The sequence below is a fragment of the Pseudarthrobacter sp. 1C304 genome (assembly GCF_052245515.1).
Classification (GTDB): domain Bacteria; phylum Actinomycetota; class Actinomycetes; order Actinomycetales; family Micrococcaceae; genus Arthrobacter.
The window spans coordinates 1-17,652 of the sequence record NZ_JBQQCH010000016.1 but is presented as its reverse complement, the minus strand read 5'-3'; the positions used below and the strand labels follow the sequence as shown (position 1 = coordinate 17,652).

Genomic DNA, 17,652 nt, shown 5'->3' with positions numbered 1-17,652 from the left:
TCTTCACTTTAATCAGGACAGAATCATTGACCTGCTAAAAATCTTCACTATAGTTGTGTGAGTCAGGTCACCCAATGAAGGACACCGAATGACCGCCGAGAGCACCACGGGCAGCGCCCCCCTTGCCACCAGCGCACTTCTGGCCACGGTTGGCAACAAGGTCCGCTCCATGCGCAAGGAAAAAGGCATGACGCTCGCCAAGCTCTCGGAGATTACGGGCCTCAGCCCGGCCATCGTCAGCCAGATCGAACGCGGCCTGGCGAACCCGTCCTTCACCACCCTGGCGCAGCTGGCCCACGGCCTGGACATCCCGGTGGGGAAATTCTTCATCGGCCAGGAAGAGACCAGGTCCCCGGTGGTCCGCAAGGCCGAACGCCGCAACCTCAAGGGCGTCACCAGGAAATCCGTGGGCGAGGCGGTCTATGAACTGCTCACGCCCGACCTCAACGGCGCCCTGGAAGCCCAGTGGATTGTCAGCCCTCCGGGCCACGACACCAGCGGCACCCCTTTCCGCCACAGCGGCGAGGAATTCGGCATCATCCTCTCCGGCCGGAAGGACATCTTCCTGGACGGCGAGTGCTACACGCTCGAGGAAGGCGATTCCATCACCTTCTCCTCGGACACCCCGCACTGGTACAAGAACAGCTACGAAGAGGTATGCGTAGCGATCTGGGTTAACGCACCTCACGCGTGGTAGCGGCGCCGACCCCAAGCGGCCCCTATCGCTTCCCAACTGTCGCGGCCTGAACCGGCCCGCTGACAGTCCTTGCCACGCATTCAACGTCCGCACACCCCGGACGGCGATGCGTCATACCCTCCCCCGCCTCCCCCAGGCGTCAGCGTAAGGACACGTCCATGCTCGATACACCCATGCTTGACAACACCAGGCCGGACAGCGCCGTCACGGCCCAGCAAGACACCAACAACTCCAAAAAATTCACCCCCGAAGTCCGCAAAGGCCTCCTGGGCCTCGGCCTCGGCAACGCCCTCGAATGGTACGACTGGATGGTTTTCGGCCTCCTCTCCGCCTTCATCGGCCCCAACTTCTTCCCCAACACCGATCCCCTCTCCGCCACGCTGAACGCCCTCGCCGTGTTCGCCGTCGGGTTCGCGTTCCGGCCGCTGGGCGGCATTATGCTCGGCACCCTCGCGGACCGGATCGGACGACGGAGGGTCATGCTGCTGTCGATCATGCTGATGGCCGGCACCACCCTCGTGATCGCCGTCTGCCCCAGCTACGAACAGATCGGCGTCTGGGCCGGCATCATCCTGGTGGCCTGCCGCATCCTGCAGGGCATCTCCACCGGCATCGAGGCCCCGCTTTCCACCTCGCACGCCGTGGAACTGGTGCCCGACGGCCGCGAAGGCTACGTCGCCGGCATCATGTCCTTCTACGTCAACATCGGCATCCTGCTCGCCTCGCTGGTCAGCTTCCTCTGCAGCCTCACCCTCGGCGGCGCCGCCATGGCCGAATGGGGCTGGCGTGTGCCGTTCATCATCGGCGCGGTGTTCGGCTTCGTGGTCATCTACCTCCGCCGGGCCCTCCCGGAAACCATGCGTCCGGAAGAGATGGCCAACAACTCCTCAGGCGCCGTCTGGACCGGAGTCCGCAAGCACTGGCTCTCCGTCCTCGCCATCATCTTCGTCGTCGGCGCGGCCCAGGCCTACAACTACGCCTGGAACGTGGGCCTGCCCAGCGCCGCCCGCAGCGGTTTCAAGGAGGACCCGACGGCGGTCTTCGCCCTCACCACCGCCCTCGGCGTGATCCTGGTGGCCGGCAGCTGGATCATCGGCAAGCTGGCCGACGGCCGGTCCATGTCCCGCTGGTTCCTCATCACCCGCATCCTGGCCATCCCCTCCGTGTTCCTCATGCTCATGTACGTCCAGCCCGGCATTGGCGGCTTCGCGGCGGTCCTGCTCGGCGGTTCCGTCGTCCTGGTCCTGAACATGACCCTCTACAACGTGGTCAGCACGTCCCTGATGCCCAAGAACTGCCGCGGCACCGGCGTGGCCCTGGGCTACGGGATCGGCGTCGCCCTGTTCGGCGGCACCGCCTCCTACCTGCTGGTCTGGCTCCAGTCCGTGAACCTCACCTGGGTCTTCCCGGTGTACGTCGCCGTCCTCTCCATCCTCAGCATCGTCTTGTACCTCGCGGCCCGCCGCACCAACGGCATCTTCGTCGGAAAGTAAGGATCCCCATGAACCCCCTTGACCCCCAAAGCTCCCTGGACCTCCGCACCACGACGGCGGGCCTCACCGCCCCGGTCATCTCCCGCTCCGACGTCCTGGTGGTGGGCGGCGGCCCCGCCGGTGTCGCCGCCGCCGTGACGGCAGCCCGCTCCGGCGCCTCCGTCACGCTGCTGGAACGCTATTCCTCCCTGGGCGGCCTCGCCTCCGGCGGCATGGTCCTGGTGCTCGATGACATGATCAACGGCCAGGAAATCACGGTCACCGGCATCGTCTCCGAGTACGTCGAACGGCTGCAGAAACTGGGCCTCGCCATCGTCCCGCCGGCGGATGACCGCAAAACCTCCGAGGAACTCTGGAACAAGTGGGGCCGCTACGGCACCTTCGACTTCCATTCCCACACCACCCCCAAGCCCGTCTGCTACGCCGCGGCGTTCGACCCGGACGGCTGGAAGCGCGTCTCCAACGACCTGGTCCGCGAAGCCGGCGTCAACCTCCGCCTGCACTCCTGGTTCTCCCGCCCCATCGTGGACAACGGCGTGATGAAGGGCGTGATCTGCGAGACCAAGTCCGGCCCGCAGGCGTTCATGGCGGACATCGTCATCGACACCACCGGAGACATCGACGTCGCTTCCCGGGCCGGGGCCAGCTACGTCAAGGACAGCTACCTCACCACGCTGGTGTTCCGGCTCGGCAACGTGGACACGAAGGCCGCGGAAGCGTTCGAGCAGGCCAACCCGAAGGAAGCCCGCGCCATCAACCGCAAGATCAAGCGCCTCCTCGGCGGCGCCTGGGAACTGTGGTGGCTCAAGACCCCCATCGACGGTGTGGTCTGGTGCAACGCCCCGCACATGACCGGATTCGACGGCGTGGACCCGGCGGACATGACCGCCGCCGAGTTCGCCGCCCGCGACCGGATCTCCGAGGCCGTGGACTACGTCCGCGCCCACCTGCCGGGCTTTGAGAACTGCTACATGCTGGACGTCGCCTCCCAGATGGGCGTCCGGCAGACCCGCCTGCTCGAGGGCGAGTACGTCATGACCAAGGACGACGTCACCTCCCGCCGGCACTTCGCGGACACCGTGGCCCGCGGCCGCGACTACTACTACCCGTACCGCTCCCTGCTGCCCAAGGAAGTGGACCAGCTCCTGGTCGCCGGCCGGCACTACTCCGCCACCCCGGAGGCGCAGAAAATGTCCCGCGAGATCCCGCCCTGCATGGCCATGGGCCAGGCGGTCGGCGTCGCCGCCGCCCTCGCCGTCCAGAACGGCACCCTCGTCCGCGACGTCTCCGCCCTGGACATCCAGGAGGGCATGCGCCGCCACGGCGCGGACCCCGGCGACGTCCCGTCGTCGAACGCCACCCTCGATGTGGACGCGGTGGTGGGGGCATGAGCACCGTCACCGCAGAACGCACGACGGCGGCCCCCGCCGCCGGGACGGACACCCGCCCCGCCGGACTCGCCGCCGGCACCCCGCTCCCCCTGGACGGGATCAAGATCGTGGACTTCACGCAGGTGTTCATGGGCCCGTCCTGCACCCAGCTGCTGGGCGACTACGGCGCGGACATCATCAAGGTGGAACGCCCCGGCGCCGGGGACATCTCCCGCAACTCGTTCCCGGACAAGGACGGCCAGGACAACCCGATCTTCCTGTCCATCAACCGGAACAAGCGCAGCATCTCGGTGGACACCCGCACTGACGAGGGCAAGGACGTGCTGCGCCGGCTGCTGGCCGACGCGGACGTGGTGGTCAGCAACTTCCGCTCCGGCGTGATGGAGCGGATGGGCTTCGGCTACGAGGACCTCAAAACGCAGAACCCCGGCATCATCTGGGCCTCCGGCACGGGCTTCGGCCCCGTGGGCCCCTACTCGCACAAGGGCGGCCAGGACGCGATCGCGCAGGCCTACTCCGGGGTGATGTGGCGGCGCGAGTCCGACGACCAGAAGCCGGCGATCTACCCCACCACGCTGTGCGACTACATCACCGGCATGCACCTGATGCAGGGCATCCTGCTGGCGCTGCGCACCCGGGAGGCGTCCGGCGTCGGGCAGAAGGTGGAGGTGACGATGTACGACTCCATGCTGCACCTGCAGATGCAGGAGGCGTGCATGCAGCTCAACCGCGGCTACGAGGTCAACTGGGGCGCCATGCCGCTCAGCGGGGTCTTCGAAACCACCGACGGTGCCGTGTGCATGGTGGGCGGCTTCACCCCGGACCCGCTGGCCCGGATTTCCGAGGCCCTGGGCCTGGACGAGGACCTCACCCTGCGGCCCGAGTTCGCGGACCTGGAGCAGCAGTTCGCCCACAAGCCGGCGCTGCAGGCCATCTTCCGCGAGCGCATCGCCACCAACACCACCGAGTACTGGACCTCCCGGCTGGAGGACCAGGGCCTCCTGAACGCGCCCGTCCATACGCTGGAGCAGGCCCTCGCCGACGCGCAGACGGAAGCCAACGGCATGATCGTGGAAGCCGAGCACCCCGGCGTCGGAACGGTGCGCATGCTTAACGCCCCCATCCGGCTCTCCGCCACCCCGCCCACGGTCCGCCGCGTCGCGCCGCGCCTCGGCGAGCACAACGTGGAGGTCCTTCGGGAGAACGGGTTCGACGCCGAGACCATCGAGCGCCTGCAGCAGCTGGGGGTGCTCCGGTGACCGCGGTGTCCGTAGAAGGCCCTGTGTCAGGGGACAAAACGCCGGGCCCCTCATCCGCCGCACCCGTGGACGAGGTCACCCTGTCCATCGAGAACCACGTCGCCACGGTGGTGATCGACCGCCAGCACGTGCTCAACGCGGTCGACGGCCACGCCCAGGCCCGGCTCAACGAAATCTGGGACCAGCTGGAAGCCGACCCCGACGTCCGAGCCGTTGTCATCACCGGCGCCGGCACCCGGGCGTTCTGCGCCGGGGCGGACATGTCCAGCGCTGCGGTGGACAAGACCGGGCTGGAGTACTGGGCCGGCCTGGACCCCAACGGGTTCGGCGGGCTCAGCCTGCGCACCACCCTGGACGTCCCCGTGATCGCCCGGGTCAACGGCTACGCCCTGGGCGGCGGCATGGAGATGGTGCTCGGCGCGGACATCGTGGTCGCGGCGGACACCGCCCGCTTCGGGCTGACGGAACCGCGTGTGGGCCGTCTGGCGCTCGACGGCGGCATCCACCAGCTGGTGCGCCGGATCCCCTACACCCAGGCGATGGGCATGCTCCTCACCGGGCGGAAAGCCGACGCGGCGGAGATGCAGTCCATGGGACTGGTCAACGAGGTGGTTCCCGCGGAAGAGCTCGACGCCGCGGTGCAGCGCTGGCTGGATGCGATCCTCGCCTGCGCCCCCACCTCCGTCCGGGCCGTCAAGCAGATGGTCACCCGGACCGGGCACCTGACCGCCACCGAGGCCCGCGGCCTCCGGCTGCCGGCCCTCATGGCGGCGCTGGACAGCGAGGACTCGGCCGAGGGCGTCCGTGCCTTCCAGGAAAAGCGCCCGCCCGTCTGGCCGGGACGCTGAGCATGCAGCAGCTGAAAATGCACGAACAACCAGCTAAGGAGAACCCCATGCGGGAATCACTGGCACCCGGCGTCTGGGGCGTCGTCGCCACCCCCTTCCAGGGCAGCACCCTGGACGTCGACACCGACAGCCTGGCCGGGCTGGTGGAGTACTACCAGGCCATCGGCGCCACCGGCCTCACCGTCCTGGGCGTCTTCGGCGAGGCCGCCGCTCTGACCCCGGCCGAGCGCAGCCTGGTCCTGGAGGTCGTGGTCGAGGAAACGGACCTGCCCCTCGTGGTGGGCGTGACCTCGCTCTACACCGGCGCGGCCGTCGAGGAAGTCCGGGCGGCGCAGGCGGTGGCCGGCGGACGCCTGGCCGCCGTCATGGTTCAGGCCAACTCGGCGAACCCCGCCGTGGTGACCGCGCACCTGAACGCCATCCACCAGGCCACCGGCGCCAAGGTGGTGCTGCAGGACTACCCCCTGGCCAGCGGCGTCAGCATCAGCACCGCGTCCCTCATCAGTGTGGTGCAGGCCTGCCGCGCAGTCATCGCGGTCAAGGCGGAGGCCCCGCCCACGTCCGTGGCTATCGCGGAACTCACCGCGGCGCTGGATGTGTCCGTGTTCGGCGGGCTCGGCGGCCAGGGGCTGCTGGACGAGCTCCTGTCCGGGGCGGCCGGGGCCATGACCGGTTTCTCCTACCCGGAAGCCCTCATCGCCTGCGTCCGTGCCTGGCAGTCCGACGGGTACGAGGCCGCCCGGGACGCGCTGCTGCCGTACCTGCCGCTGATCAACTTCGAACAGCAGGCCCGGATCGCGCTGCCCGTCCGGAAGGAGTGCCTGCGCCAGCGCGGCCTCATCGCCGACGCCGGCGTCCGCGCCCCCGGGGCACCGTTCCCGGAGGTGCTCCGGCAGGGCATGCTCAACCATCTGGCCGAGGCGGCCGCGGCACTGGACGCGCGTCCGTCTGCACTGGCGGCGGGGGTACCGGCAGGGGGCGCACCGGCGGCGCCGGACTTCACCGCGGCGGGGAGGCTCTGATGGATCTCGGTATCAGCGGCAAGACCGCGTTCGTGGCGGCGTCCACCGGCGGCCTGGGGCTCGCGATCGCCCGCGCCCTCGCGGCCGAAGGCGTCCGCGTCGCCGTCACCGGGCGGCGGCCGGACCGTGCCAAGGAGATCGCGGCCGAACTGGAGGCCGCCGGGCACACCGCCATCGGCATCGAGGCGGACCTGGGCACCCCGGAAGGTGCGGCGGCCGCCGTCGAACGCTGCACCGAAGCGCTCGGACCCGTCGACATCCTGGTGCTCAACGGCCCGGGCCCGAAGCCCGGCGCGGCCGCCACCCTCACCTCCGACGACATCGCCGCCGCGTTCGACGTGCTGGTCAAGCCGCAGCATGCGCTGGTGGCCCAGGCGCTGCCCGGCATGCGGGAACGGCGCTGGGGGCGGATCCTCGCGGTCGGCTCCAGCGGCGTGGTGGCGCCCCTGCCCAACCTGGCGGTGTCCAACACCGGGCGCGCGGCCCTGGCCGGCTACCTCAAGACCCTTGCCGCGGAGGTGGCACTGGACGCCGTCACGGTGAACATGCTCCTCCCCGGCCGCATCGCCACCGACCGGGTGGCCGAGCTCGACCAGGCCGCCGCCAAACGCCGCGGCACCACCGTTGAGGAGATCCAGCTCGAGTCCCGCAAGACCATCCCCGCGCGCCGCTACGGCGAACCCGGGGAGTTCGGCGCCGCCGCCGCGTTCCTCTGCAGCGCACCGGCGTCCTACATCACCGGCGTCGCGCTCAGGTGCGACGGCGGCCTGATCCGCAGCCTCTGACCCTCTTTCCCCACCACCCGAAGGAACCCCATGACTTCCACGGCAACAGACCTTTCCGCCGGCACCGACCGCCAGCTCATCACCGCACGGCACCTGATCAACGGCGAATGGCTGGGCGAGGCGGACACCGAGCGGATGAACCCGGCCCGCCCCGGCGAGCTCGCTGCCCTCTCCCCCAGCGGCACCGCCGCCGACGTCGACGCCGCCATCACCGCGGCCGCCGCCGCGCAGCCGGCCTGGGCCGCGCTGCCCGCCCCCGCCCGCGGCGCCATCCTGATGACCGCCGGCAACCTGCTCCTGGAACGGCAGGCCGCGATCGCCGGGGACCTGGTCCGCGAGGAAGGCAAGACCCTCGCCGAGGCCAAGGGCGAGGTGAAACGCGCCTCCGACGTGCTGCGCTTCTTCGGCTCCCTCGGCTGGGCCGCCACCGGCGAAGTCCTGCCCAGCGGCCTGCCGGACACCACCATCACCACCCGCCGCGAGGCGCTCGGCGTCGTCGGCCTCATCACCCCGTGGAACTTCCCCATCGCCATCCCGGCGTGGAAGTCCGCCCCCGCGCTGATCAGCGGCAACGCCGTGGTCATCAAGCCGGCGGAACTCACGCCGCTCTCCGCCACCCACCTGGCCCGCGCGCTGCAGGACGCCGGGCTGCCCGCCGGTGTGTTCAACGTGGTGCACGGCAAGGGCCGCGTGGTGGGCGACGCCCTGGCCCGCGACCCGCGCATCGCCGGGATGTCCTTCACCGGGTCGACGGCGGTGGGCCTGGGCCTGCAGGAGATCCTCAACGCCCGCCGCGCCCGGGTGCAGCTGGAGATGGGCGGCAAGAACGGCGTCCTGGTCATGGACGACGCCGATCCCCGCAAAGCCGCGAAGGTGGTTGCCGCCGGCGCGTTCGGGCTCACCGGCCAGGCCTGCACCGCGACGTCCCGCGTCTACGTCACCCCCGGCATCCGGGCCGCGTTCCTCGAGGCGCTCACCGAGGAGGCGGCGGCCTACACCCCCGGCGACGGCCTCGAAGCGGCGATGGGGGCCGTGGTGAGCCCGCAGCAGTTTCAGCAGAACCAGGCCGCAGTACGATCCGCCGTCGACCGCGGCGCTGTCCTCCTGGCCGGCGAGCACGACGGCGACCCTGCCGGTCCGCTGTTCTTCCCGCCCGCGGTCCTCACCGGGCTGCCGTTCGACGACGCCGCCGTCACCGAGGAGATCTTCGGGCCCGTGGTGGCCGTGCTGGAGGTCCCGGACTACGAGGCCGGGCTCGCCGCGATCAATGACTCCCGGTACGGCCTCACCGCCGGGATCTGCACCGACTCGCTGGCGTTTTCCACGGACTTCGCGGCGCGGGCGCAGGCCGGGGTCATCAAGGTCAACCGCCCGACGGCGGGCCTCGACCTGAACGTGCCGTTCGGCGGCGTGAAGGACTCCTCCACCAACACGTTCCGCGAACAGGGGAAGTCCGCGCTGGACTTCTTCACATGGGGCAAGACCGTCTACACGGGTGTGTAGCGCGCCGTGACGTACGTGATCGCGCAACCCTGCGTGGATGTGAAGGACAAGGCCTGCATCGACGAGTGCCCGGTGGACTGCATCTACGAGGGCGAGCGGGCGCTGTATATCCACCCGTCCGAGTGTGTGGACTGCGGCGCGTGCGATCCGGTCTGCCCGGTGGAGGCGATCTACTACTCGGACGACGTGCCGGACGAATGGATCGACTACGTCCGGGCCAACGTGGAGTTCTTCGAGGAACTGGGGTCGCCGCAGGGCGCCTCGGCCCTCGGGAACCTCGGCCGCGACCACCCCGTGGTGGCGGCCGAACCGGCGGTGGTGCGCTGACTCCGACCGCGCCGCCTCCGCTCCACCCATTCACCACAAGTGGCCGCTAAGCACCCGCGTTTAGCGGCCACTTGTGGCGAACGGCCGGCAGTCCCGGCAAGAATGGCCCCATGAGCGCCATCATCCTGGGCTGGGACCCGGACCGCTGGAACCACCAGGCCGCCGTCGAACGCTTCGCCGCGACAGGACTGCATCTGGGGCGGTGGAGCGTACGCGGCCAGGTGGATGCCGGCACGGACGTCTGGCTGCTCCTGGAGGGCGACCGCGGCCGAGGGCTGATCGGCCACGGCGTGGTGCTCTCGGAGCAGCCCGAAGAAGGACCGCCGTCGTCCGCTGGCCCCGGCGCCGGTCCGGACAGCACCGCGGTGTATGTGCAAGTCGCCGTGGACTCCCTGCTTCCGCCCGGCGAGCAGATCGCCGTCGGACTTCTTGCCGAGGCCGTCCCCGGCATCCCATGGGAGGCCGGGGAGCCGGCGGGGCTGGGCGTTGAGCCGGCCGACGAAGCGGCGATCAGGGCCCTGTGGCGGAACTACGCGCCGCCCCCGGGCCCGGACCCCACCCTGCCGGCGCCCGGCACCTACCCCCAGCACGCCGTCACCCGGGCCGTGGTGAACCGGTACGAACAGGACCCGGATGCGCGGCGGGCCTGCCTGGCCCACCACGGCACCAGCTGCGCGGCCTGCGGGTTCTCGTTCGAGCAGAAGTACGGCGGAATCGGCACAGGCTTCATCCCGGTACACCACCTGGTCCCGGCCGCCCTGCTTGGCGGCAGCTACGAGCTGGATCCCCTGGCCGACCTCGTGCCGCTCTGCGCCAACTGCCACGCCATGGCGCACATCGGGGTGGAAACGCCCCGGACCGTGGCGGAGCTGCGACGGATCATCGCCGACGCCGGGTTCCTCCCCGGCGCCACCGTCACCGACGAGCAGCTGGAGGCCCAGCGGCAGGCCCGCCAGCTCCTGGGCCCGCAGTAGCCCCTCTCCCACTCGGGACATGCCCATTCTTCGTGCCGACGAGTGCACATAAGGCCACTATGTCCGGCCCTGACCATGGCTAGAGGGCATGCTCCCTGGCCCTGGGCCCGCAGTAGCTTGGGCCGAACCACGCCCCGTTAACCCACTCTTCGCCCCGCCGCCACCCGTCCCACCCCGCGCCGCAAGCCCGCCCGCGCAGGGTGGAGGGGTGAGGATCGCAATTGTTGCTGAGTCATTCCTGCCGCTGATGAACGGGGTCACGCACTCCATCCTGCGGGTCCTGGAGTATCTGCAGGAGCGCGGGGACGAGGTGCTGGTGATCGCGCCGTCCACGCAGGACGCTGAGGCACCGGGCGAGGTCTACGGGGCGCATGTCCACCGGCTGCCCTCGGTTCCGCTGGCCGGCTACACGAACGTGCGGGTGGCGATGGGCGGTGTGTCTCGGGTCAAGCGAATCCTTGCCGACTATGCACCGGACGTGGTCCACCTGGCGTCGCCGTTTGTGCTGGGCTGGCGCGCGGCGCAGGCCGCCCACCAGCTGGGCATCCCCACGGTGGCCGTCTACCAGACCGAGGTGCCTGGGTACGCCGGGCGGTACGGCGTACCCTTCCTGGAGAACTGGGCCTGGGCCCGGGTGGAGAACATCCACCTGCTGGCCTCCCGCACCCTGGCCCCCTCCAGCTTCGCGCTGAACCAGCTCCGCGGCCGCGGCATTCCGCGGGTGGAGATGTGGCGGCGCGGTGTGGACACCCGCCGGTTCTCCCCGGACAAGCGCGACGCCGGCTGGCGGGGCACCGTTGCCCCGGCCGGCGAGCGCATCATCGGCTACGTGGGCCGGCTGGCGGTCGAAAAGCAGGTGCAGGACCTCGCCGCGCTGTCCGGTGTTCCCGGCACCAGGCTGGTGATTGTGGGCGACGGGCCCCAGCGGCAGGCCCTTGAGGAGGCCCTGCCGGACGCGGTGTTCACCGGGTTCCTCGGCGGCGAGGAGCTGGCCCGGGCCGTGGCGTCGTTCGACCTTTTTGTGCACCCCGGCGAGTTCGAGACGTTCTGCCAGACCATCCAGGAGGCCATGGCCTCGGGGGTGCCGGTGGTTGCCACGGGCCGCGGCGGCCCGCTGGACCTCGTCGAAAATTCCCGCACCGGCTGGCTTTACGAGCCCGGCGACCTGGCCAGCCTGCGCTCCCGCGTTCTGGACCTGATGGGCGACGACGCCAAGCGCCGCGCGTTCGCGGCGGCGGCCCACGCATCGGTCCAGGGCCGGACGTGGTCCGCCCTCGGCGCCGAGCTGGTGCGCCACTATCAGGCGGTTCTCGCCGCCGGCGTCCCCCGCACCAGCAGAACAACCCGCACCACCCGGCAAGGAGCCGCCCTGTGAGAATTTCCGTGATTGGCTGCGGCTACCTGGGGGCCGTGCACGCGGCCACCCTCGCCTCCATGGGACACACCGTGGTGGGGATCGACGTCGACCCCGCCAAGGTGGAGCAGCTGGGCCGCGGTGCGGCGCCGTTCTTTGAGCCCGGGCTGGACGAACTCCTGCGCGACGGCATCGCCACCGGCCGGCTCCGTTTCTCCACGGATGCCGCCGACGCCGCCCGCGCCCAGCTGCACTTCCTGTGCGTGGTAACCCCGCAGTCCACCACGTCCGACGGCGCCGACCTCACCTACCTCGTCGCCGCCACGGAGACGCTGCTCCCCCATTTGGCGCCGGGGGCCGCCGTCGTGGGCAAGTCCACAGTTCCGGTGGGAACAGTGGACATGCTCAGCGGCGTCCTGTCCGCCCGGCCGGACGTGCTCCTGGGATGGAACCCGGAATTCCTGCGCCAAGGCACCGCCGTCAAGGACTCCCTGGTCCCGGACCGCCTGGTCTACGGCGTCCCCGGGGACGGAGCAGCCGGCAGCGCCGCGGGGAACACGGCCGGCACCGGCGCTGGGGTCACCGCCGCCCTCGACGCCGTCTACGAACCGCTGCTCACCGCGGGGATTCCGCGCCTGGTCTGCAACTTCGCAACGGCGGAACTGATCAAGTCGGCGTCGAACGCGTATCTGGCCACGAAGCTCAGTTTCATCAACGCCATGGCCGAACTCTGCGACGCCACCGGCGCGGACGTGACCCAGCTCGGCACCGCCATGGGCCTGGACCCCCGCATCGGCAGCCGGTACCTGCACGCCGGGCTGGGGTTCGGCGGCGGCTGCCTGCCCAAGGACATCCGTTCCCTCCGGGTCCAGGCGGCGGCCGCGGGCGTGGATTCGGTGGATCAGTGGATGGCGGTGGTGGATTCCATCAACCAGGACCAGCGGTCCCGCACTGTGGGGCTGGCCCGGGAACTGTGCGGCGGGCAGCTTGGCGGGCGCCGGGTCACCGTGCTCGGTGCGGCATTCAAACCGGACACGGACGACATCCGGGACTCGCCGGCCCTCGACGTCGCCCTTCAGCTGGCGTCGGACGGCGCCCACGTCACGGTGACGGACCCCGCCGCGGTCAACAATGCGTGGCGGCGCTACCCGCAGCTCCGGTTCGAACCGTCCACGGCGCAGGCCCTGGACGGGGCCGAACTGGTGCTGCTGCTGACCGAGTGGGACCACTACGCCTCCCTCCACCCCGCCGTCGCCGGGGCACAGGTGCGGCGCCGGGCCCTGCTGGACGCCCGGAACGTGGTGGACGCTGCCGCCTGGGAGGCGGAGGGCTGGACCGTCCGCGGCCTGGGCCGGGGAGCGTGCCGGCGCGTGGACGGCAGCGCGGCCGCCGCCACCCACTCTGCGCCGGAACACGCCCGCTGAAACGCGCCGCCCGGCCGTCGGTCCGCCCTTAGCCGGTCCAGCGACGGCCTCACCGCCCTCCGAGAGAGCGGGTGCCGGGGCCGCGGTGACCCAGGGATGGTGTCCTGGCCTCTATGATGCAGGGGTGCATTGTTCGCGGCGCTGCCCCGGGCTGGCCGTCAACACATCAACCCTCGCTTCGGGAGGCCGGTATCGCCGTGGGACCTGGGATTGCAGAGAGCCTGCTTGAGCAGGGTCCCGATGCGGTCCTGCTGCTCACCGCGGAAGGCACCATCGCCTTCGTCAACGCGGCCGCCGAGCGCCTCTTCGGCTACCCGCGGGACCTGATGCTCGGTGCCCAGCACACCATCCTGCTCTCCGAGGACGAGCGCGGCGGCTTCCTGCGGGTCTTCGGCCGGCTGGGCCGCGGCAGCCTCACCGGCAGCCGGCCGTTCGCGGCGGCAGGCCGGCGTCGGGACGGCACCGAACTCACGCTGGAGGTCACCTGTTCCCTGGTGACGCTCGACGACGGCCCGGCCATGGCGGTTGCCGTCCGCGACGGCAGCCACCGGGAGGACACCGATTCCGGCCGCCGCCTGGCGGTCTCGCTGCTCGACGCCACCCTGGAATCCACCTCCGACGGGATCGTGGTCATCTCCAGCGAGGGACTGATCACCGGCATCAACGACCAGTACCTGAAACTGTGGGGCATGCCGCCGGAACTCCTCGCGGCCGAGGACCCGGCGGCGCTGGTCACGTTCATTTCCCGGCAGCTGCGCAACCCCGAGGCCTTCCGGCAGAAAGTCTCGGAGCTCTATGCCGATAAGGCCAGGCAGAGCCACGACGTGCTGGAGTTCAAGGACGGCCGCACTGTGGAGCTGTACTCACGGCCGCAGAAGGTCGCGGATGCCATCGTGGGCCGGATCTGGAACTTCCGCGACATCACCTCCACGCAGCGTGCCCAGGACCAGGCACGCCGCGCCCTGGCGGAACTCGCCGAGCAGGCGGACCAGCTCAAGAAACTCGCGTTCCAGGACCCCCTGACAGGGCTGGCAAACCGGACGTTCTTTACCGAACGCGTCGCCGCTGCGCTGCTGGACCCCGGGCCGGTGCACGTGCTGCTGCTGGACCTGGACGATTTCAAGGAAGTCAACGACGTCCTGGGCCACCATGCCGGGGACCAGATGCTGGTGGAAGTCTCGCGGCGGCTGCAGAAGTGCGTGGGCCCGCACGGCACCGTGGCGCGGCTCGGCGGGGACGAGTTCGTGGCGCTGCTGGTGGGCTGCAACGACTCCGACGCCGTCGCCCGGCGGATCGTGGCCACCCTGAACGCCGCTGTTTCCATCGAAGGAACGCTCATGCGGCCTGGGCTGAGCCTGGGCCTGGCCTCCCGCGGCCCCGGGACCACCACGTCCTCGGAGCTGCTGCGCCAGGCCGATCTGGCCATGTACGCGGCCAAGGAAGCCGGAAAGAACTGCTACGTGCACTTCCGGCCGGAGATGCTGGCCGCGCTGCTGGAGCGCACCCAGCTGACGGCGGGGCTGCGGCGGGCCGTGGAACTGGGGCAGATCAACGTGCACTACCAGCCGGTGGTGTCCGTCGAGCAGTTGGAGGTGGTCCAGTTCGAGGCGCTCGCCCGGTGGCAGTGGGAGGGGCGGCTGATGCCGCCGGACCAGTTCATCCAGATCGCGGAGCGCAGCGGACTCATCCGGGACATCGGCGCGGAAGTGCTGCGGCGCAGCTGCACCGAACTGCGGCCGTGGCTCGCAGAAGACCCGCGCCGGACCCTCGCCGTGAACGTCTCCGGCGTCCAGCTCCAGCACCCGGACTTCGCCGAACGCGTCCTGGACATCACCGCGTGGAGCGGCGTGGACCCGCACCAGCTGGTCCTCGAGGTCACGGAGAGCGTCTTCTTCGACGAGCAGTGCCACGTCATCACGCAGCTGGAGACCCTGCGCGCGGCGGGGGCCCGGGTGGCCTTGGACGATTTCGGCACCGGATATTCCTCGCTGGGCCGCCTGCAGGAGCTTCCCGTGGACATCGTCAAGATCGACAAATCCTTCGTTTCCCGGCTGCGCACCGGGGCGGAGGAGCTCCCCATCCTGACCTCCATGATCCACATGGCCCGCAGCCTGGGCCTGAAGATCACGGCCGAGGGCATCGAAACCCCGGAACAGGCCCACTACCTGATGGCCCAGGGCTGCGATGACCTGCAGGGCTATCTCTTCTCCCGGCCGGAGCCGGCTGAACGCAGGGAGCTCGGCATCCGCAGCTCCGTCGCAGCCATCGCGGAGCTGGCCGGAACGTCGACCATTCCAGGAGACACGCCCTAGCCGCCGGCATCTTCTTGGGCGCGGCACGATCCGCATCGTGCCGCAGCGGGCAACTGCGCATATGCTTCAGGAAGCAGCCCGCCGTGCTTTGGGCAACGGCGGCTGCGATCCGTATTTATCGGCTTGGGGGCAGGCGAAACACATGGAAGCTGGACTGGCAGAACTATTACTGGAGCACGGGCCGGATCCACTGCTGCTGCTCACCCCGGACGGGTCCGTTTCCTACGTGAACACCGCCGCGGAGCACCTGTTCGGCTACTCCCGATCGCAGCTGCTGGGGACAGACTCCGGCCTGCTCCTGGCCGAAACCTTCCGCGCCGGCTACCGCACGCTTCTGGCCGGGCTGGCCGGCCCTTCGGCCCGCCCCGCCAACGCTTTTACAGGCTCCGGCCGACGGGCAGACGGCACCGAAATACCCGTTGAAATCACGTGCTCGCTGTTGCCGGCCGGGGACGCAGGGCCGGGGGCGCCGTCCGTCGCGTTGTCGGTCCGCGCCGCCGGGCAACGGTCCAGGCCGCACCGGAACCCCGCGGCCTTCGGCGGCCCAGCAGCGGGCGGCACCACGACGGGCGTGACCACGGGCGGGGCGGCGCCCCGCGACCGTGACGTGCCGCCGTCGGCTGCTCCGCCTGCCGCTTTTGCCGGGCACGACGACGAGGTGCGCGCAGGGGCGCTGCGTGATCCCCTGACCGCACTGCCCAACACTGTCCTCTTCACCGAGCGCCTCGCCGCCGCGCTGCGCAGGCCGGACCCGGTGGATGTGGTGCTGCTGACCGTGGACCTCAGGAACCCCGGCGGCATGCCGGGCCGCTCCGTCACGGACCAGCTGCTGGTGCAGGTGGCGAGCCGGCTGCGCAACTGCGTGCGGACGCATGACACCGTAGCCCGGCTCGGCGCCAACGAATTTGTGGTCCTGCTGACCGAGTGCCTCAATGCAGAACCGGTGGCCCGGCGAATCGCTGCGTCGCTTCGCCGGCCGTTGCGGGCCGGCGGTACCCTGCTCCGGCCCGCGGTCGGCATGGGCCTCGCCACCAGGACACCGCAGACGCTCGACGGCGCGGAACTGCTCCGGCAGGCCGCCGCGGACCGGGCGGCCACCGGCGGGCGCGCCACCGCGATGTAACACCGCCGCGAGGCGTACCGGGCGAGGGGCGTGCCGCCCGGTGCCGGCAGTTACAGTCGGGGGTCGAGTTCGCCGAGGTCTGCGCCCACCATGGCGGCGCTGCGCTCCCACAGTTCCTGGGCAAGCCCGGCGTCGTAGGCCTGTTTGTTGGCTTTCGCCAGCGCCCGCTTGGCGTAGTAGGCACCGGAGGTCCAGTCCTGGCCCGGGGTGGACGTCGCGAGCCATACCAGCGTGTCCGCGCCCTGGTCGGGGGTCAGCATGAACCTGTTGAGGAAGGTTTTGTAGGCGTGCCGCATGCGGCTGGTGGACTCGGCCGCGAAGTTGGTGGCCACCACGCCGGGGTGGAACGCGGCAGTGCTGATTCCTTCCGCGGCGTAGCGGTTGTGCAGCTCGGTGGTGAAGAGGATGTTGGCGAGTTTGGCGGTGCCGTACGCCCGGTTGGTGGAGTAGCTTGTGGCCCCGTCCAGGTCCGCCACGTCCAGCTTGCCGAAGCCGTTGGCGGCGCTGGAGGTGTTGATGACGGTGGCGTTGCTGGTGGTGAGCACGTCCATCAGCTCGAGGGTGAGCAGAAACGGCGCCAGGTGGTTGATCTGGAAGGTCTTCTCGTAACCGTCCACGGTGAGCTCGCGCCGGCCCATGATGCCGCCGGCGTTGTTGGCCAGGACATCGATCCGCGGGTACTTCTCCCTTAGCTGCGCTGCGAGTTGGCGCACCTGTGCCAACTCCGCGAAGTCCGCAGTGAAGTAGTCCGCGCCGATCTCTTCCGCCACGCTCCGGGTCTTCTCCGCGGAGCGCCCGACCACCACTACGCGCTCCCCCAGCCTGCTCAAGGTCCGCGCGGCGGATGCGCCAATGCCGTCGCTGGCGCCGGTGATAACGATGGTCCGTGCGGTCATGAAGAAGTCCTCCGGGCAGATGCGGTGTGTGGCTGGTGTATTCGAGCCTACCGAACCCCAACGACGCCGGCCCGAAGGAGGTTCCCCTCCCCTGGGTCCGTAGACGTTGCGGGTGTTTTAAATGCGGGAGGACCCCAACCTGGTGGTTGGGGTCCTCGACCTAATGATGTTCCGGCGGTGACCTACTCTCCCACACCCTCCCGGGTGCAGTACCATCGGCGCTGTGGGTCTTAGCTTCCGGGTT

15 protein-coding genes and 1 rRNA gene are annotated in these 17,652 nt (G+C 70.2%); 14 read left to right on the top strand and 2 right to left on the bottom strand.

Annotated elements, in window-relative coordinates:
- Window positions 1-88 precede the first annotated feature (88 nt).
- From ACTWQD_RS18270 to ACTWQD_RS18205, 14 genes are all read left to right on the top strand, one after another.
- Window positions 89-697: a helix-turn-helix domain-containing protein gene (locus ACTWQD_RS18270; RefSeq protein ID WP_066434046.1), complete on the top strand. Its 609-nt coding sequence runs from the start codon at window positions 89-91 to the stop codon at window positions 695-697.
- Window positions 698-855: 158 nt separating this feature from the next.
- Window positions 856-2,190: an MFS transporter gene (locus tag ACTWQD_RS18265; protein ID WP_443197538.1), complete on the top strand. Its 1,335-nt coding sequence runs from the start codon at window positions 856-858 to the stop codon at window positions 2,188-2,190.
- Between the two features lie 8 nt (window positions 2,191-2,198).
- Window positions 2,199-3,581 (top strand): FAD-dependent oxidoreductase, encoded by a 1,383-nt coding sequence (locus ACTWQD_RS18260; protein WP_443197537.1) that lies wholly within the window; start codon window positions 2,199-2,201, stop codon window positions 3,579-3,581.
- On the top strand, window positions 3,578-4,840 hold the full coding sequence (locus ACTWQD_RS18255; protein WP_443197536.1) for a CaiB/BaiF CoA transferase family protein: 1,263 nt from the start codon (window positions 3,578-3,580) through the stop codon (window positions 4,838-4,840). Before ACTWQD_RS18260 ends, ACTWQD_RS18255 begins: the two co-directional genes overlap by 4 nt.
- 23 nt (window positions 4,841-4,863) lie before the next feature.
- Window positions 4,864-5,688 (top strand): enoyl-CoA hydratase-related protein, encoded by an 825-nt coding sequence (locus ACTWQD_RS18250; protein ID WP_443197535.1) that lies wholly within the window; start codon window positions 4,864-4,866, stop codon window positions 5,686-5,688.
- A gap of 47 nt (window positions 5,689-5,735) precedes the next feature.
- A complete protein-coding gene (locus tag ACTWQD_RS18245) occupies window positions 5,736-6,710 on the top strand; it encodes a dihydrodipicolinate synthase family protein (RefSeq protein ID WP_443197534.1) in 975 nt (324 codons plus the stop codon).
- Window positions 6,710-7,495, top strand: a complete 786-nt coding sequence (locus tag ACTWQD_RS18240) for an SDR family oxidoreductase (protein ID WP_443197533.1) — start codon at window positions 6,710-6,712, stop codon at window positions 7,493-7,495. Before ACTWQD_RS18245 ends, ACTWQD_RS18240 begins: the two co-directional genes overlap by 1 nt.
- Window positions 7,496-7,525: 30 nt before the next feature.
- On the top strand, window positions 7,526-8,998 hold the full coding sequence (locus ACTWQD_RS18235) for an aldehyde dehydrogenase family protein (RefSeq protein WP_443197532.1): 1,473 nt from the start codon (window positions 7,526-7,528) through the stop codon (window positions 8,996-8,998).
- Window positions 8,999-9,004: 6 nt separating this feature from the next.
- The gene (fdxA, locus tag ACTWQD_RS18230; RefSeq protein ID WP_443197531.1) at window positions 9,005-9,325 is read left to right on the top strand and encodes a ferredoxin; all 321 of its coding nucleotides are present in this window, start codon (window positions 9,005-9,007) and stop codon (window positions 9,323-9,325) included.
- Window positions 9,326-9,435: 110 nt separating this feature from the next.
- The gene (locus tag ACTWQD_RS18225; RefSeq protein WP_443197530.1) at window positions 9,436-10,299 is read left to right on the top strand and encodes an HNH endonuclease; all 864 of its coding nucleotides are present in this window, start codon (window positions 9,436-9,438) and stop codon (window positions 10,297-10,299) included.
- Window positions 10,300-10,507: 208 nt separating this feature from the next.
- The gene (locus tag ACTWQD_RS18220; RefSeq protein WP_443197529.1) at window positions 10,508-11,674 is read left to right on the top strand and encodes a glycosyltransferase family 4 protein; all 1,167 of its coding nucleotides are present in this window, start codon (window positions 10,508-10,510) and stop codon (window positions 11,672-11,674) included.
- Window positions 11,671-13,077, top strand: a complete 1,407-nt coding sequence (locus ACTWQD_RS18215; RefSeq protein WP_443197528.1) for a UDP-glucose dehydrogenase family protein — start codon at window positions 11,671-11,673, stop codon at window positions 13,075-13,077. Before ACTWQD_RS18220 ends, ACTWQD_RS18215 begins: the two co-directional genes overlap by 4 nt.
- A 197-nt stretch (window positions 13,078-13,274) precedes the next feature.
- Entirely contained in the window at window positions 13,275-15,389 is a 2,115-nt protein-coding gene (locus ACTWQD_RS18210; protein WP_443197527.1) for a putative bifunctional diguanylate cyclase/phosphodiesterase, read from the top strand.
- A gap of 142 nt (window positions 15,390-15,531) precedes the next feature.
- The gene (locus tag ACTWQD_RS18205; RefSeq protein WP_443197526.1) at window positions 15,532-16,512 is read left to right on the top strand and encodes a diguanylate cyclase domain-containing protein; all 981 of its coding nucleotides are present in this window, start codon (window positions 15,532-15,534) and stop codon (window positions 16,510-16,512) included.
- Window positions 16,513-16,562: 50 nt separating this feature from the next.
- Here the strand turns inward: ACTWQD_RS18205 and ACTWQD_RS18200 are convergent, their stop codons facing one another.
- Window positions 16,563-17,408: an SDR family NAD(P)-dependent oxidoreductase gene (locus ACTWQD_RS18200; RefSeq protein WP_443197525.1), complete on the bottom strand. Its 846-nt coding sequence runs from the start codon at window positions 17,406-17,408 to the stop codon at window positions 16,563-16,565.
- Between the two features lie 169 nt (window positions 17,409-17,577).
- Window positions 17,578-17,652 (bottom strand): 5S ribosomal RNA (rrf, locus tag ACTWQD_RS18195); the annotation flags it as partial.

What these genes read in the sequence shown, in the direction of transcription:
- ACTWQD_RS18270 (WP_066434046.1), top strand. Translation starts at nt 89, where the DNA reads ATGACCGCCGAGAGCACCACGGGCAGCGCCCCCCTTGCCACCAGCGCA.
- ACTWQD_RS18265 (WP_443197538.1), top strand. Translation starts at nt 856, where the DNA reads ATGCTCGATACACCCATGCTTGACAACACCAGGCCGGACAGCGCCGTC.
- ACTWQD_RS18260 (WP_443197537.1), top strand. Translation starts at nt 2,199, where the DNA reads ATGAACCCCCTTGACCCCCAAAGCTCCCTGGACCTCCGCACCACGACG.
- ACTWQD_RS18255 (WP_443197536.1), top strand. Translation starts at nt 3,578, where the DNA reads ATGAGCACCGTCACCGCAGAACGCACGACGGCGGCCCCCGCCGCCGGG.
- ACTWQD_RS18245 (WP_443197534.1), top strand. Translation starts at nt 5,736, where the DNA reads ATGCGGGAATCACTGGCACCCGGCGTCTGGGGCGTCGTCGCCACCCCC.
- ACTWQD_RS18240 (WP_443197533.1), top strand. Translation starts at nt 6,710, where the DNA reads ATGGATCTCGGTATCAGCGGCAAGACCGCGTTCGTGGCGGCGTCCACC.
- ACTWQD_RS18235 (WP_443197532.1), top strand. Translation starts at nt 7,526, where the DNA reads ATGACTTCCACGGCAACAGACCTTTCCGCCGGCACCGACCGCCAGCTC.
- ACTWQD_RS18225 (WP_443197530.1), top strand. Translation starts at nt 9,436, where the DNA reads ATGAGCGCCATCATCCTGGGCTGGGACCCGGACCGCTGGAACCACCAG.
- ACTWQD_RS18205 (WP_443197526.1), top strand. Translation starts at nt 15,532, where the DNA reads ATGGAAGCTGGACTGGCAGAACTATTACTGGAGCACGGGCCGGATCCA.
- ACTWQD_RS18200 (WP_443197525.1), bottom strand. Translation starts at nt 17,408, where the DNA reads ATGACCGCACGGACCATCGTTATCACCGGCGCCAGCGACGGCATTGGC.